Annotated in this window: 17 protein-coding genes; 2 read left to right on the forward strand and 15 right to left on the reverse strand. The window is 43.8% G+C overall.

Going from position 1 to position 16,480, the window contains the following annotated elements; genetic code table 11:
• Positions 1-15: 15 nt before the first annotated feature.
• From icmH to AC6R00_RS14420, 11 genes are all read right to left on the reverse strand, one after another.
• The gene (gene icmH / locus AC6R00_RS14370) at positions 16-789 is read right to left on the reverse strand and encodes a type IVB secretion system protein IcmH/DotU (protein WP_171382080.1); all 774 of its coding nucleotides are present in this window, start codon (positions 787-789) and stop codon (positions 16-18) included.
• 3 nt (positions 790-792) lie between these two features.
• Positions 793-2,127 carry a type VI secretion system baseplate subunit TssK gene (tssK, locus tag AC6R00_RS14375; protein ID WP_500640853.1) on the reverse strand — a complete coding sequence of 445 codons (1,335 nt, stop codon included), beginning with the start codon at positions 2,125-2,127 and terminating at the stop codon, positions 793-795.
• A 5-nt stretch (positions 2,128-2,132) separates the two neighbouring features.
• Positions 2,133-2,612, reverse strand: coding sequence for a type VI secretion system lipoprotein TssJ (tssJ, locus tag AC6R00_RS14380; protein ID WP_500640854.1), 480 nt, complete (start codon positions 2,610-2,612; stop codon positions 2,133-2,135).
• 2 nt (positions 2,613-2,614) lie between these two features.
• A complete protein-coding gene (tagH, locus tag AC6R00_RS14385; RefSeq protein ID WP_500640855.1) occupies positions 2,615-4,099 on the reverse strand; it encodes a type VI secretion system-associated FHA domain protein TagH in 1,485 nt (494 codons plus the stop codon).
• A gap of 2 nt (positions 4,100-4,101) precedes the next feature.
• On the reverse strand, positions 4,102-5,118 hold the full coding sequence (gene tssG, locus AC6R00_RS14390) for a type VI secretion system baseplate subunit TssG (protein WP_500640856.1): 1,017 nt from the start codon (positions 5,116-5,118) through the stop codon (positions 4,102-4,104).
• Positions 5,082-6,851: a type VI secretion system baseplate subunit TssF gene (gene tssF, locus AC6R00_RS14395; RefSeq protein WP_500640857.1), complete on the reverse strand. Its 1,770-nt coding sequence runs from the start codon at positions 6,849-6,851 to the stop codon at positions 5,082-5,084. The genes tssG and tssF overlap by 37 nt, the downstream gene beginning before the upstream one ends.
• A 5-nt stretch (positions 6,852-6,856) precedes the next feature.
• Positions 6,857-7,294, reverse strand: coding sequence for a type VI secretion system baseplate subunit TssE (gene tssE, locus AC6R00_RS14400; protein ID WP_500640858.1), 438 nt, complete (start codon positions 7,292-7,294; stop codon positions 6,857-6,859).
• 5 nt (positions 7,295-7,299) lie between these two features.
• On the reverse strand, positions 7,300-8,775 hold the full coding sequence (tssC, locus tag AC6R00_RS14405) for a type VI secretion system contractile sheath large subunit (protein ID WP_500640908.1): 1,476 nt from the start codon (positions 8,773-8,775) through the stop codon (positions 7,300-7,302).
• Positions 8,776-8,824: 49 nt separating this feature from the next.
• Positions 8,825-9,322, reverse strand: a complete 498-nt coding sequence (gene tssB / locus AC6R00_RS14410) for a type VI secretion system contractile sheath small subunit (protein ID WP_500640859.1) — start codon at positions 9,320-9,322, stop codon at positions 8,825-8,827.
• A gap of 331 nt (positions 9,323-9,653) precedes the next feature.
• Complete coding sequence (locus AC6R00_RS14415; RefSeq protein ID WP_500640860.1) at positions 9,654-10,661, reverse strand: SEL1-like repeat protein; 1,008 nt, start codon at positions 10,659-10,661, stop codon at positions 9,654-9,656.
• On the reverse strand, positions 10,645-10,929 hold the full coding sequence (locus AC6R00_RS14420) for a type VI secretion system PAAR protein (RefSeq protein ID WP_500640861.1): 285 nt from the start codon (positions 10,927-10,929) through the stop codon (positions 10,645-10,647). The genes AC6R00_RS14415 and AC6R00_RS14420 overlap by 17 nt, the downstream gene beginning before the upstream one ends.
• A gap of 591 nt (positions 10,930-11,520) precedes the next feature.
• Between AC6R00_RS14420 and AC6R00_RS14425 the strand changes: the two genes are divergently transcribed.
• Both AC6R00_RS14425 and AC6R00_RS14430 read left to right on the forward strand, forming a co-directional pair.
• The gene (locus tag AC6R00_RS14425) at positions 11,521-11,769 is read left to right on the forward strand and encodes a YkgJ family cysteine cluster protein (protein WP_500640862.1); all 249 of its coding nucleotides are present in this window, start codon (positions 11,521-11,523) and stop codon (positions 11,767-11,769) included.
• 92 nt (positions 11,770-11,861) lie between these two features.
• Complete coding sequence (locus AC6R00_RS14430) at positions 11,862-12,503, forward strand: outer membrane beta-barrel protein (protein ID WP_239826242.1); 642 nt, start codon at positions 11,862-11,864, stop codon at positions 12,501-12,503.
• 92 nt (positions 12,504-12,595) lie between these two features.
• Here AC6R00_RS14430 and recR read toward each other — a convergent pair whose 3' ends face one another.
• From recR to apt, 4 genes are all read right to left on the reverse strand, one after another.
• Complete coding sequence (gene recR / locus AC6R00_RS14435; RefSeq protein ID WP_500640863.1) at positions 12,596-13,198, reverse strand: recombination mediator RecR; 603 nt, start codon at positions 13,196-13,198, stop codon at positions 12,596-12,598.
• Between the two features lie 14 nt (positions 13,199-13,212).
• Positions 13,213-13,542, reverse strand: a complete 330-nt coding sequence (locus AC6R00_RS14440; protein ID WP_004748326.1) for a YbaB/EbfC family nucleoid-associated protein — start codon at positions 13,540-13,542, stop codon at positions 13,213-13,215.
• Between the two features lie 72 nt (positions 13,543-13,614).
• Complete coding sequence (gene dnaX / locus AC6R00_RS14445) at positions 13,615-15,750, reverse strand: DNA polymerase III subunit gamma/tau (RefSeq protein ID WP_500640864.1); 2,136 nt, start codon at positions 15,748-15,750, stop codon at positions 13,615-13,617.
• Positions 15,751-15,779: 29 nt separating this feature from the next.
• Positions 15,780-16,325: an adenine phosphoribosyltransferase gene (gene apt, locus AC6R00_RS14450; protein WP_500640865.1), complete on the reverse strand. Its 546-nt coding sequence runs from the start codon at positions 16,323-16,325 to the stop codon at positions 15,780-15,782.
• Positions 16,326-16,480 lie beyond the last annotated feature (155 nt).

Raw genomic sequence — 16,480 nt, forward strand, 5'->3', positions numbered from 1 at the left:
CTTTAATTATTCTATTTATAAGATTTGATTTAGTTGTTCGATAACGTCACTGGTTTTGACGTGTAGTAGGTAGCTATAACCAAGGAAAGTCCCGACCCAAAGCAATACAAAACCAGCAAAAATCGACCATAATGGGATTTGCTTGCTTAGCTTGTATTTCGAACGCACAACGTGTTCAGTCGCACTGGTTAAATGAGCGATATCGACTTCTTGATCTTGATTAATCAGTTTATGTAAGTGAGCAATGACTTTTTCTCGCTCTAACTTGCCTGACTCAATAACACGATATTTGCCTTCAAAACCCAAAACTAGGCACTGGTAGATAAACTCAAGCAGTGGTTTGTATTGCTGCGGTTCCGCCTCTAATCGTTTCAGAATGGTAAAAACCTTTTCTCCACCCCAGGTTTCATTATGGAAGCGTGACAGCATCGAGTGCTCAGCCCAGACCGTGGAAGAACCCCACTCGGTTCCCATTACCGCTTCATCTAGAAACGTACATAAGATGTAGCGGTAAGCCATCAATACTGCATGTTCGAAGCCCTGCTCAGTGAGCTCAATTTCGATGGTTTTAATCTCTTCAATCGTTTGCTCGTAAATCGCTTCAATATTTTCGCACTCAGACAACTGTCTAACACGCAGTGACAAGCCTAGCAGTGGCGTCGCTGCATCAATTAAAGGGTTAGACAAACTCCCTCTAAGTTGAAACCAATAATCCTGATCATGGTTTATTTTTTCTACATCATCGAAAAGTAAGCTGCTGTACTTACTCTCTTTTTTATTGATATCCATGGATTAACTCCTAATGGCCCAGAACTGAAGGTCGAGTTCTTCAAAGGCAGCAGCAACATGGAAAGCAAATCCACTAGAGTGCGTTAGCATCTCCCACTCACTGCTCGATTTATCAAGTTGGTAATAGGTATAGCCAGCGTGGTATGGCAATTGACGAGGAGCAACCGGCAACACCACCAAAGGGATACCCGGTAATTGCAATGAAATAAGCTCACGAATTTTCTCAACTGAAGAAACTTTCGTTTGTTGAGTAAACTGACGGCGCAGCTCATCCATTGGCATACGAGCCTTAACAGCAATGATGAAATCTGCCGTCTCCATTAATTGAGGGTCTTGAATCGGTGCAACCATCAAGCCGTACTTACGTTTATCTAACTGAATAGATACGGCTCTTGGCTCAAGAACCACACTGAGAGACTGACGTAGATTACGGATCAACGGCCAAAAAGACTCTGTTGGCATGTCGTGGTTGTAACTTATCGCTTTAGGTGGTAAACGACTTTCGTCAGTAAAGGTGGCTAACTCACCCGCAATAGTAGACAAGCACTCAAATAAACGCTCAGGGTGTAGGCTTCTAAGCTCTGCCAAATGCTGAATTTGCGGCTGTAAACGGTTTAGCGCTTGTAGCAACATAAAGTCCGACACATCAGCAACACCGCCTTGAGATGGAGAGCTAATACGTTGAGCGATGTTTTTGGCTCGCTCACGCATCAAACCAGATATCTCATTAACGAAACGGTGCAACGCCAAATTGCCAACGACATTGAGATGACATGGAATAAAATCAGGATCCATGACCACACTACCATCTGGTCGTTTCTCTAGAATGCGCCCCACTGCCATCGATGCATAAGCACTTCTGTCTTCTTTTTCCAACATGAGTTGGATTCGCATTGGTGACACATCTATGGTCGTCATATCACCTTGCACGGTATGGACATCGCGCACTTCAAGACGGCGGCTTTCGTAACGGCCTGTACCTTGCATATCTGGCCAGTTGATTTCCATCAACGACTCACTGCGCAGAGGAATCGCTAAATAAACTAGCTGGTTAGCCAAAGACGCGTCATCAATTTCTAGCGCATCAGGTAGCGTATCTTCTTGAGGAATACGAAAAGCCGTTCCATCAGGCATGATGCCAACGGCACGCTCAATAGCGATACGACCAAACGATAAATATTCTGGGTTGAGAGAAAACTCTGAAACACCATACAAGTAGCGACTGACAGAACTTAAACGCTCATCTATGTAATATTCCGTATAGCGTTGCTGTTGTTGGAAATGCTGTGGTTTGATGAACAAACCTTCGTTCCAAATAACACGATTTCGTGAAAACATCTTGTTTATTCCACCTTTTCCAACTTGACGTCATAGTCGCTAAGAAGCATCAACAGGTGATACTCCCTACCTTTGTTCAACACTTTGACAGCTTTTTTCCATTCACTCAGTTCGATATCAGAGAAGTTAGCCATAATCCCGATATAGTTGGTCTCTTCATCAACTTCTATTTCGTTAACGAACTTGAACTGACCTGGAGTCAAAACGTAGTCGTAACTTTTGACAAAGTTACTTTTCAGCGCTTTCTTATAATCTTCTTTCATCTGGTCATAGCTCGATGACATAAACATCGAGTCATCCACCAGCTCGAACACCTGGATCTCTACCGGAGAAGCCTGCCCCCAGATACTTGGGTTCACTCCCTCTTGAGCAACAATGCTGAAAGTCACTTTTGTCGGTAATTGAGTCGGGTCGTAGGGTTCAGGTTCACTACTGCAAGCCGTAAGAAAAATCGAGAGAAAGCACATCCATAGCAAATTTCTCACGTTTAAAACTCCAACTGTTTCTCGCGGATTTTTTTATCGTAAGCTTGCTCAAAAATCTCCCAGAACAACTTTTCAAAACCTTGTTGACGATGTGATGTCAGTTCTTGGTAGTAATTGCAGTACATATTCCACGCCCACTCGTCACCGTTTTGCGAGATGTCTTGGTGTGAACGCTTATAGTTTTGGAATCGACGCAGAAGTACTTGTGGTGAAAATGCACCTAGAATTTGAGTCAACGCCTCGCCTGTCGCATGCTGCATCGCTTCATTGTGAGCTTGTACATTTTTTAAACTCTCTTCAATGGCGGCGGGCGCTGAAAGGTGTACAGCACTTTTCTCGGAGTCGTAGAGCGTTTTGATTGTCTCTTCATAGGACAGACCAAGGCGAAGAGGATTATCTTCAATAGGCTGAAGGTTGCGATTTAAGGTACCAAATCGCCCTTCACTTACCTGTTGATGGAGATCTAAAATCCCTTGAATACAGGCTTGTAATGATTCACCCATTTCCTGTGACAACATATGCATACGCTCAATGTCGTCAGTATGGTTAACATTTGCTCCTAAACCATTAAGCATTGGCCCCGTTAACAGATGCCCGCCTGTCGTCGCAGGGCTTTTAACTGCCGTCTGCTCTGGTTGAATACTCTTCGCTACTTCTTCCTCTAGCAAATCTAGTGTTTGCTCATCCATTTGAAAGCCCTCTGAATCGTTGTTTGTCGTTGTTTGTTGAGACTCAAGCTCTACTGCTTGGTCTGAATTGAATACTTGTCGGTCTGATTTAGCGCTATGCTGCTTAGGCTGCTTCTTGCTACCAAAGCCGAAACTGAGAATTCGTTTTAGTGACATTGACGATGAAATCTCGTTATCGCTGTCAGCTTGCACGGTAAAATTGGGGTCTCTTAAAGTGAGATCTTCTTCAGGCACTAATCCTTGAGGTTCTAGCTCGTCATGCGATTTGGAAACCTCATCGCCAATCAGCGACTCTTCATCATTGGTTGCCATCAGTTCATCCAGTGCCGCCAAAGGTTCTGCGTTTTCATCTGTCTCATTCTTATCATCTTGCTCGATATCGAGTTCTTCATCTGAAAGCAGGTCATAGTGTGTGGTTTCGAATAAGCTCGTTAATGACCCCGTAGCGCTGTCATCCTCTAGATCCCCTAAAGCGACACGTATTTCGTAAGGTCCGATTTGTATTTGATCTTTATGGACCAACTTCGCGAGTAACCCTTTACCGACCGGCATTTCTGTACCATTGATGTAGGTTTCACCACATAAATCTCTTAGGCAGAAGGCACCATCAAACATAACGATTTCGCAATGTTCTGGATAAATACGCCCACTGGAATCTTTAAGGACCCATGCAGAAGCTGTAGACGAGCCAATCACGCCGCCGTTAGCATCCCAGTGCATTAGCGCTGTCAACCCAGACTCTAACTTTTGCGCATTGATAACCAAAAGATTTAAATTAAGTGTTTCAGTCGTTTCCATCTTTACTGCCTTACCTGAATTAGTACGCTTTTTTCTTGTTCACTGGATCCAAGGAATGAAGTCCATCCAAGGGCAATATCCGCAGAACTGCCTAACACGAAATCTGGCGCTTCGTTATCGTCCATTGTTAGCTCTAGGTCATAAGCCATTTGCTCACGTAAGATTAATTCAACCAATTTGCACAACGGCCCGTACTCTTGTCCTGAAGGTAAAAAATCAGAGAACTTCTTTCTCGATAACTGTTTAATGCAAATAGTGAATTTACCATTGCAGTCGACCACTGATTCCCCAACCATTGATGTCACACCTAACTGGGAGTTTGCACCTCCGACGCGAGATTGCTGTGAAGGGTCAATTTTTACGGTACGCCTTGTCCATTGGCGGATCTCTACTTCTTCGAGATCAAAGCAGTGCGCAATGATCCCCGATACCACTTGTGGAGAGCGACTACGTCCAGCCAACGTTCCCGAGTAAGCCAGCATCTTGCACCAGTTAATCGGGGTATCTCCGCGCAATTCTGGAGATCCCAAACCGACTAGCGAAAGCAACTGCGCTGAGAAATCATCCTGTGCATCCGGCTGAAAACGTACAAAGTAGCGGTACTTACGCCAGATTCGATAAACTAAGTTGATCAAGCGATTGTTGAAGAAGTCAAAAAACGGCTTCTTGAATCCACCAGGTTCTTCATTTAATAGCTGCTCAACCACATAACCTGGTAGTGGTGACTGCGCCCCAGACAGACCAAAAAAGTTAGTCATCATGACCATTCTCTCGTCGTTGAGCGTGTCTAGACGACTTACATCTGAGGGCGAAAAGCCTAAGCTTGGGTTAGCACTAAACACCAATTTGCACTGGCGCTCCCAATCGTCACCCTCCGGGTTCATCTCATTGAGTTTTTGCAGTAACTCAACCAGTTGATAAAAATTGTAATCATGGACGTCACTTGGCATAACAACCTCCTCAGGCTGTTCTGCTTGGTCCACTAAATCAGTGGCTGCATCCCCGCCTGAGTACCCCATGTATACCTCTCTTGATTAGTGACATTGACCACATTCAGTTCATGAAATGAGTTAATGCTCGCGTACAACGCAAAGAAATGGCTTAAAACAGTACCAAACAGGAATAAGTCGCCTTCAGAGCCAAACCCTGCCTGATCGATATATAAAGTCGATTGAAGACCACGTACGGGCAGTCCCCTAAGAATTTTATCTACGGGTTTCGATTCGATTTTTTGAATTGCTTCGAGACGCTGTCTAGAAACTCTTTCAGCCTGTCTGTCGACCAGAGCCTTAAAATCGTAGGCTCTAAGGACGCTGCTAAGGGCATCTTTTGATAACAATGACAAATAGTTGAGCGATAAGTTAGAAATCAATGTCCATAGCAAACTGCCATCCAAAACTGGCCTAAGCGATTGAGACGGCACAGAGATGTTAGCGAATGTCGCAAACGGTGGTGACGTATCGGTTGGCTCGCAAATGTCTCCAATTCCTAACTCCAGAGGCAGCAGTCGATTGGTACAATTCAATTTAATCGATACAGCTTCATCAACATCAACAGAAGTTGTTTCATCACTTCGAACAAATGAGATGAAAGATTCAAAGCCATCTCCTCTTATGCTCTGCTTTACTCGTGCTCGGTAGTAAAGCGCTGTTCTATTTCTGACTCTTTCCACTTCATGTTGGAAACTTTCAAAAGAGGAATACACACGCTTTGCACCTCGAATTCGTTTACCTTTCGATGTGGTGTCTTGCCACCCTGACACACTTTCTATATTGAACACTTCATAGTGAGATGGATAACGGCTCGAGGGTACAACTCGATATTCTGACTGACGACCAGAGAGCGAGATTGGATCGGCATCATGCTCAAACAAGTTGATAATGGGCGTACAGTAGAGCTGGAAGTTTTCTTTGGTCACCCGCACGTCGACAGGCAAAGTCTTCGAGAAATGAAGCTTTATCGTAAACCGCCCTGATACACTTTTCGGAATCGCCCTATCAAGCCCTGACAGATCAAAGAAATGAAAAGCCTCGGAAAATGACAAGTACTCTTGCAAGATGCGATAGCCTTCATAAACATTGGTTGGATAAGGCAGCAAAGCGTCTTCGCTCTCAAACCCCACCGTCTTAAAGTTGCCTTCTGCTAACGGAAATTCAGTGCCATTGACATCGATGCTCACTTTATCAAGGTAGTGATTTAGCCATAGATAAAGCATCTGAGAACTATATTTATCTCCCCCCAAGTAGAAGCGAAGATTATCAAGCATAGAGCTGCCGATATTGATATCACCATGCAAATCTAAAGTAAGATCAATGGTTGTCGCTTCACGAGTATGTTGCGCCTTAACATCGTTACAGCCCAATGGGTAAAGCTCTACCTCACGACAGGTTTGGAAGTGACACTTAGTACCAAAAACAGGCTTACTATCCACTTGTGTCCCTTTACGAATAACCTGTTTTTCACTAACACTTTTATCCGGAGAGAATGCCAGAATACTCATACTTGGAATCGGCCTTAGATAATTGGGCCAAAGCATGTTGATCATTGAATGAGTGAGTTCAGGGAATTCATCTTCCACTTTTTCTCGGAGCCTAGCGGTCAAGAAAGCAAAACCTTCGAGTAGACGCTCTACATCCGGATCCATGGTTCTGCCGTGGAGAAAGCGAGATAGCTGTGGGTGAATTTCAGTGAATTCACGCCCCTGCTCCTTTAAAAAGGCGAGTTCCTCTCTGAAGTACTTATCTTGAGTCATAATCCCTAAATCACTCGGTATTTTCTGTTTTGATCTAGTAACAAACTAATCTGAACACGATCATGTATCGCTTCACTATTGATCTGAGCTGTAATCTTGAACTGCAAAGACAAGGGGCTAAAGCTATCGGTATGGGCAGCAACTTCGATGTTTTTCAACCTTGGCTCAAAGTTGGATAAACAATCTTGGATGGCAAGTTTGACCTTAAGAGACAAATCAAGCGTATCTAGAGTCGCATCATTGAAATCGATTAGCCCTAACTCCGGCGAGCTTTGAGAGCCACCAACACGAGTGTTGAGTATCTTGGAGACATTGAGCTTAATCGACTCTAGTACATCACTCGGGTCCGGTCCTTGAGTTAAAGAGACGTTATTGGAATTGGCTTCTAAGCGTTCAAAGAAGCCAACACCAAACGTACTTTCTTCTGGTGCAAAGTACGTCATATCAATTAAGCCTGATCTAAACGACCAACCAGAGACAGCTCAAAGTTCGCACCCATGTACTTGAAGTGAGGACGCACAGAAAGTGAAACCTGATACCAACCTGGGTTCCCTTCTACATCAGCAACTTCAATCTTCGCAGCGCGAAGTGGGCGACGACTACGTACGTCTGCCGGCGGGTTCTCCTGATCAGCTACGTACTGCTTAATCCAAGTATTTAGCTCTCGCTCTAAGTCTTGACGCTCTTTCCACGAACCAATTTGCTCACGCTGCAATACTTTGATGTAGTGCGCTAAGCGGTTGATGATCATCATGTAAGGCAGTTGAGTACCCAGTTTGTAGTTGGTTTCTGCCTCTTTACCTTCTTTAGTATTCGGGAAGATTTTTGGCTTCTGGATAGAGTTAGCAGAGAAAAACGCCGCGTTATCACTGCCTTTACGCATCGTCAGTGCAATGAAACCTTCTTCAGCAAGTTCAAATTCTTTACGGTCGGTGATCAGCACTTCGGTAGGAATCTTGGCCTGCAGGGCACCCATAGATTCAAATACGTGTACAGGTAAATCTTCAACTGCACCGCCGCTTTGTGGACCAATGATATTTGGACACCAACGGTATTTGGCAAAGCTGTCAGTCAAACGGGTAGCAAACGCAAACGCTGTATTGCCCCATAGGTAGTGCTCATGAGATTGAGCAACACTCTCGGAGTAGTTGAAAGATTTGATTGGGTTTTCTGTTGGATCGTACGGTACACGCAGAAGGAAACGTGGGGCTGTTAAACCAAGGTAACGTGCATCTTCTGATTCGCGCAAAGAGCGCCACTTAGTGTATTTAGGGCTTTCAAAGATAGATTTAACATCTTTAATATTTGGTAGCTCTTCAAATGAATCGATGCCAAAAAACTCAGGGCCAACACTTGAAAGAAACGGAGCATGAGCCATCGCGCCTAGCGCACCCATATATTGAAGAAGCTTCATGTCTGGTGTAGAAGGAGTAAATGCGAAGTTACCTACAATTGCTCCAGTAGGCTCACCACCAAACTGACCGTAGCCTGAAGAATAAACGTGCTTGTATAAACCAGACTGAGTGGTTTCTGGAGCAAACTCGAAATCTTCTAACAATTCTTCTTTGGTTACGTGGAGAAGATCAATTTTGTTGTTTTCACCAAAATCAGTGCGATCAACAAGTAATTTAAGGCCTCGCCAAGAAGATTCCATTTGCTGGAACTTGCTGTCGTGCAGGATTTCATCCATCTGTGCACTGATTTTTTTATCTAGTTCAACGAGCATTTGGTCAACAAGAGATTTGTTCACCGCTTCTTCAGCTTGCTCAGAACCAATTAGATTTTCGATAAAGGCTGCTACACCCTTTTTGGCAATATCATAGCCATCTTCACTTGGCGCGATTTTCGTCTGCGCCATGATTTCATCCAGTAAGCCGCCTTCAGCCAGCTGGGGTCTTTCAAGTACCGTTTCTGTAGACATCAGGTATTTCCTAATCCATTAAATGACGAATGTTATTAGTCAGCATTTTGTTCTATTTAGCGTCTTCACTGACAAGGTTTAGCTCTTCTAATAGCTTGTCGCGCGAATCTTGTGAGTGAAGTAACTCTTGTAAGCGATCACGGAATGCTGGAATGTTGCCAAGTGGACCTTTTAGCGCAACTAAGGCCTCTCTAAGTTCAATAAGTTTGTTGAGCTCTGGAACTTGGTTAGCAATCGAGTCCGGTGAAAAGTCAGCTAGAGAGTTAAAACGTAGTTCAATAGGTAACTCTGCGTTTTCATCTTCAGTTAGTTTGCTTGTTACTGAAGTTGAAAGACTCAGTTCACTTTCACGCATCACAGATTCAAAGTTGTTTTTGTCAACTGAAACGGTACTACGCTCTTCGACAGGGGTTTCTTCGGTATGGCCTTTAAAGTCTCCAACCACTAGAGTTTTTAGTGGTAGTTCAACTTCAGCCTGAGCGTCACCAGTGGCAGGAATATATTTAATATTAATCCGCTCTTTAGGAGCAACGCTTCCTTCCTTAGACATAATCAAAGTTCTCCGATAATTAAATTTAAACAGGATGGTGTTTATATTGACAATAAAGTAACCAACCTATTACTCACAGGGAGAAAAGGTTAATTGACTTTATTGTCAGATATACTTTTTAGATGTTTTAATAATTCTTAAACGATCAATTATTAGAGAAAAGGAATTTATATTTTAAAAACATTATTCTCTTGAACCAATATCACATTTAAATAATTAATATAATTAGCAACACTAATTTAATACGGCCTATTAATATGACCTAAACAAAATAATGCACAGCATGAATCTGACCACAAAACAGTGTTCGGATTTCATACTTTATTCATGCTCAATAGGTGTTCCAAAGATAATCATGGTTATAGAAGTATGTGACTTCAGATAACTCATCCTTCAACGCTTGAGCTTGAGGAAGTTGAACCTCTGCTATTTTATCCACTATCTCTTTGTAATTGGTTTCAGCCTGATGGTACACGCTACTTAATCTGTCTTGCCCTGCGTTCTCCAGATAGAGCTCGAAGTAGGCTTTTGCTTTAGTCAGGTCTGTCTTTACAAAACTGTATCTTGGGCTGTTACCACTGTAGATATTGCCGAGGGTAACCAAAGATGTAATGTCACCTTGAACAACACCGACTTCTCTCCACTCTAGGGCTTCTTGAAACTTGCCCCGAGACTCCAAAATGGCAACATATCTTTTGATTGCAGGAATATACCCTTCCACCGCAGCATGCATATATCTCTTACGTGATAAGGCAACTCTTTCACTATCAAAAAAGTAGTCACCCTCTCCATTTTCTAATCTTTCGGCGCTTGTCATAAAAGCACTGGGGATTTCAAACTCCATCGCCTTTTCCAAGTAATACTCAGAGAGCTCTCTGTCCGACTCATGAAAATAGTCAGATAAGTGCAAATAGGCTAAACCCGGAGATAAAGCTCCCAAATCAATCAGACTGTTATAGTACGCGCTCTTATATTTATTACGCTTGGCATGACTCAACCAATCCCCGTTACGGTATAGGTATTTAAGTGCTGGCCTATTACCGCTTTCTGCGGCTTTTACCAAATATTCTCTCGCGTAACCCGTTGCACGAACGCCATCATGGTAGCCCATTGTTTCCATCGCGTACGCATAGGCTCCGTCGGGATAGTCATTGTCTGCAGAGTATTTAAGGTATTCTCTTGCTTCTGTGTTTTTGAACTGCGCTCGAAGCAATTTTCCATGCTTATAGGCATCTGCTGCAGACATCTTCTCTACATCATAATTATCACTCGCGAGGGCAGCGTTATTTAGCATAGCCACCGCGATGACGATGGCTAGGAATCTAACCGATATTGACACTGCTACCACCTTGCAACACCCCTCCACAACTCACAGGGTCACCAGCTCTTGCCGCTGGCTTTCCATCAATCTTTACCGTACCAGAACCTGCGGCAATGGAACGGTCATGTTTTGGGTTCTTGGGTTTATCGTGAGGCTCCAAAGGATCCCCTTGTCGGGCTGCAGGTATACCATCAATTTTCACGGTCCCCGACCCAGCGGTGACAGGCGTCGGTGGAAATCCATCATGCTCAGTTCCTATGTGCCCTACAATAATTCCATTTCCCATAAAAACCTCACAAGTTATAAGAATTTGAAAGACAACCTAGTAAGCAATTAACACACCAAAAATAAAGGCTAATGATATCCTGCTATATAAATCGCAAATATATATCTGAGCAAGTAGTTGCGAATTCTAGGCAAAGAGTCGCCTATGAATCAAGCAATTTTTTGCTCACCAATTAAGCATTAAAATTATCATTAGTATTTTGATAAAATAATAAATAAATAACATCACACAAATACCGTTTGGAATCCTAAATGTTATTTATAGATCTGATATTAATTTAATTTATTTTATTGTTATTTAATTAACGAAAAATCGATACACCCATTCCGATAAACAAGCAGATTTGGCAACAATCAATCAATAACGATTAACTAAACTCTAAATTAGCAATCATTAAATAAGCTAGGCATTAAAGCGTACGACACTAGAATTCTTGGGAGAAAAGTTCACAACAGAGGGGAAAAATGAGCATAATATTTTTTTCACATCGTGTAGTTCAGTGATAACTATCTAGGTTCAATTTTGAAAAATTTGGTGATATAGATCACACGGCCTGCTAACATGCGAAAAAATTACATGAGAGAGTGATGAATGGAATGTCGTTTAGGCTGCGGCGCATGCTGTATAGCCCCCAGTATTTCTTCACCTATCCCTGGCATGCCTAAAGGAAAGCCCGCAGGACAACGCTGTATTCAGCTAAATGAAGATAATCTTTGCAAACTATTTGGAAAGCCAGAGCGGCCAAAGGTCTGCCATGAGTTTAAACCATGCCCAGTGGTGTGTGGTTCTTCGAATCAACAAGCATTAGATAACATTACAGAGCTTGAAACCCTAACCTGATAAGTAAAAATTATCATCGTTATAAGACCTATTAATTAGTTCTCTAATTTAGCTCCAAAGATAATGTTTGTCTCATTTCTTTGGAGGTTAAAATGAAAAAACAGCTTAGCTTACTCGTGATTGCTAGCCTTTCTAGTTCGGTTTACGCCACTGAGTTCTTCATCGGTGCAGGTGGTGGCTACCAAGGAGTAAAGGGAGAAGTCAGCGATAGCGAATTCGGCACGTTCAGCGATAACGCTAAGGGTGGCGCGTTCCACATAAGAGCCGGCTTATATTTAGAGGATAACCACCGATTTACTGCCACGATCAACCACATGGTTGACTCTTCGCTCTATCGTAACCGTCTAAATGAAGAACCTGAGCACGTGAGCTCAGGTGTCGATCTTGCTCAAACAGAATACCTGATTTCTTATGATTACCTTCATGCACTAACTTCAGATTTATCTTTGTTTGGGGGTGCTACGGTTGGTTTGGTTAACAACCGAGTTGAAATGTCGATTTATAATCGTGATACAGGGGATGGCGCTTCTCACAAAGCCAGTCATACTGACTTCACTTACGGTTTACAAGTTGGTGCGCAATACCAAATTCTTGATAATTTATCTGCTGATTTACAATACCGTCATATGTTTGAATCATACGACAACACCATTAACTGGGACAGTGGCGAAACAACCAAGGTTTCAATCCCATACAACAATCAAATAAGTCTCTCATTCGACTACCGTTTCTAACGGGTTATTTCTCACGCGCAGTCTAGGGATGGATTGCTATCAAACATCGATTCCAATAAAAAACCGCAGTTTCCCGCGGTCTTATCATTTGATTAAGAAAGCTTCTGCCTACCAAGTAAAGAATGTGATAGCGTTGTGCCATCAACGAGCTCTAGCTCACCTCCGACAGGAACACCATGAGCGATACGGCTCGCTTGAACTTGATGCTCTCGGCATAGTTCAGCAATATAATGGGCCGTTGCTTCACCCTCAACCGTCGGGTTAGTGGCAAGAATCACTTCACTGATATCTCCGCGACGAAGGCGGAAGTCCAGCGTATCTAAACCAATATCACTAGGACCAATCCCATCGAGCGGTGAAAGGTGTCCCATCAGCACGAAGTAACGACCGGAGAATTGGCCGGTTGCCTCAACCGCTGCGATATCCGCAGGGCTTTCAACCACACAAATCTGACCATTTTCCTGTCTTTTAGGATTAGTACAGATATGGCAAGTTTCTTCTTCAGTAAAAGTACGGCACTTGCTACAGTGACCAATTTCGGTCATCGCATGGCTTAACGCATCTGCGAGCTGCAAGCCGCCTTTTCTATCACGCTGTAACAAATGAAAGGCCATACGCTGCGCCGACTTGGGGCCAACCCCAGGTAGACAACGTAAGGCCTCCATCAATTGCTCCAGCATATGACTGGTGCGCATTAATTCTTACTCTATTAGAAAGGCATCTTCATGCCTGGTGGAAGTTGCATACCACCAGTTACACCAGCCATTTTCTCTTTTTGAGTTTCTTCAACACGACGTGCTGCGTCGTTGAAAGCTGCTGCAATAAGATCTTCAAGCATTTCTTTGTCGTCTTCCATTAGACTTTCATCAATGTCAACACGACGAACACTGTGACTACCAGTAATGGTTACTTTCACTAGGCCAGCACCAGACTCACCTGTTACTTCCATATTAGCGATTTCTTCTTGAAGCTTTTGCATGCGATCTTGCATTTGCTGGGCTTGCTTCATTAGATTGCCCATACCGCCTTTACCAAACATGTTTATCTCTCTGGTTAGTTAGCTTGTTTCGTTATTAGATGGGGCCCAATTAGTAAAACTCAACCCCGACAATTATATTGGTCTAACGCTCTCTTTATCGAGCTGAGCAGCAAAGCGCTTCTCGATAAACTGAACGTTCTGATCTTGCTCTAAGCTGGTGAAAGCTTGCTGTAAACGCCCTTGATAGAGCTTATCTCGCAGCTCCAGTGGCGTTTCACCACTCTCTCCTACTTCGACACTCAGGTGACACTCTTCTCCGAGAACGCGATTGAGCTCCCCCAGCAGTTCACTTTGCGCTTTGTCTGTATTCAGATGCGCCTGTGTCGCTCTTAACGTCAATGAAATAGACGCGCCACTTTTCTCATAATATGAGTTTAGTGCAAGCTGCTCCGTTAGCTTCGCTGTTGTTAGCTGGCTAATCAGTTTCGCCCATTCATTTTTTTCTAAGCTCTCATCTACGAGCTTTTGCACCATTTCTGGTGTTTTCTCATGTTCTAACGCCTTTTTGAGTAACGTTGGCGTTAGCTCTATCGATTCTTTCTGAGTCTGAGGTAAGGTCGGTTTCCATTGATATGGTTCATCCTTAGCTGGCTCAGGTGCTGCATTGAAGTTGGATTGTGACAATGGCGACACCTGCGCTGATCCACCGTGTTTTTTTGCTACACGGTCTAAAACAGACTCTGGTTTTGCAGATGTCGCATTAGCCTTTTTTGGCGTATTACCTTGCCCAGGGTTTAACCCTTTTCTTTGCGAACGTAACTGATGACGTAGACCACTCAAAGGTGAAGAAGTTCGTTCACTCGGCTGCGATGATGGCTGACTTTGCGGCTGAGCTGCTGGCTGCCCCATATCTGGCTGAGGGGGAACAAACTGCTCACTTGGTGGCATGTATTGCTCAATCGGTGGCCCATCATATTGTGGCGGCTCGTAGCCATAATCCGCAACAGGAGGTACTACGCTTGCAGTTGGATCAGGTTGAGAAACCTGAGGTCGAGATTGAGGAATTGATGCCTTAGGCTGAGCACGCAGGGCTGGGTTGACCACAGGAACCGTGTTCACAGGTTTAAGTTCAACAGGAGCAGACGCTTCAACTTGAGTGCTAATGGCATTCGCTTGCGGCTGGGAAACAGGTCTAAACGCCATCATACGCAAGATAACCATCTCTAACCCCACTCTTTCAGAAGGAGAGAGAGGGAGATCTTGTCGTCCCTTTAACGCAATTTGGTAATAAAGCTGAACATCTTGTGGGCTTAATGCACGCGCAAGAAGCTCAACTTTTTCCGCATCAGGCTGGTTTTGGTCTAATGTCGCAGGCAATGCCTGATACATAGCAAGTCTATGCAGTTGTGTCGCTAACTGTTGGAGCAAACCATCCCACTCAACGCCATTTTGAGCGAGAGTTGCGATACACTCCATCGCCGTTTGTGGCTGCTTAGAACTGATAGTTTCAAGTAGGTGTAAAGCTTGATCGGTATCTAAGGTTCCGAGCATATGTGCGACGCTGTCCGTCAGAACTTGACCATTCCCTAGGGCAATCGCTTGGTCAGACAGGCTTAGCGCATCACGCATACTGCCATCAGCCGCATGTGCGATCATACCTAATGCTCTCGCTTCAGCATTAACGCTCTCGTGTTGAAGGATGTGATCAAGCTGCTCATGAATATTATCGACGCTGATTGGTTTCAGATGGAACTGAAGACAGCGAGATAAAATGGTCACAGGAAGTTTTTGAGGATCTGTGGTTGCCAGTAAGAATTTCACATACTCAGGTGGCTCTTCCAATGTTTTCAACAAGGCGTTGAAACTATGACGTGAGAGCATGTGAACTTCATCGATCAGATAGACCTTGAATCGACCACGTGCAGGTTTGTACTGCACGTTATCGAGAAGTTCACGAGTGTCTTCAACCTTAGTTCGAGATGCCGCATCGATCTCTAGTAAGTCAACAAAACGACCTTCATCGATCTCTTTACAGGTATCACATACTCCACAAGGTGATGCGGTAATGCCGGTTTCACAATTCAAACCTTTGGCGAACAGACGTCCGATAGTGGTTTTACCCACACCACGAGTGCCGCTAAACAAGTACGCATGATGAAGACGATTTTGCGCCAACGCATTTTCAAGCGCGGTGAGAACATGGGCTTGACCAACCACTTCGTTAAATTTGGTTGGTCGCCACTTTCGCGCTAAGGCAAGATAACTCATGAAACGATACCTATAAATAACCTACCCGATTAGTGACCTTCAAATTCACAGATGCTGTAAACGTTAAGGCCTAGGCCTTCAAGACGTTTATCACCACCAATCTCAGGCAGGTTGATAACGAAAGCAGCGTGCTCAACGTCACCGCCAAGCTGGCGAATCAGCTTTGTAGTCGCTTCAATCGTACCGCCTGTAGCAAGTAAGTCATCAACTACAAGAACTTTGTCACCTTCACTGATCGCGTCAACGTGGATTTCAAGCGTGTCTGTGCCGTACTCTAGCTCATAAGACTGAGCAACAGTCGCACGTGGTAGCTTGCCTGGTTTACGTACTGGTACAAAACCAAGACCAAGCTCTAAAGCCAATGGCGCGCCAAATAGAAAACCGCGAGCTTCAGTACCAACGATTTTGGTAAAGCCCATATCTTTGTACTTATCAACTAACAGCTGAATCGTCGCCTGATAAGCCGCTGCGTCTTCCATTAGACTTGTTACATCACGAAATAGAATGCCTGGCTTAGGGTAATCTGGGATGCTTTTAATACTTGATTTGATCTGTGAGATTGTTTCAGTAGTCATAATTCATTCTTAGATTGGCTAGTTGGCGCATTTTTCCAAACACTGACCATTTGCTAGCGTAATTCTGAGCACAACCTAACCTCTGGAAATGACTAACGTAACTGCCGCGGTTTATTGTGCCTAAAAAACAAACGCCCACTTCAAAAGCGGGCACA

The sequence above is a fragment of the Vibrio sp. R10-SF1-ISO8 genome (genome assembly GCF_059833805.1).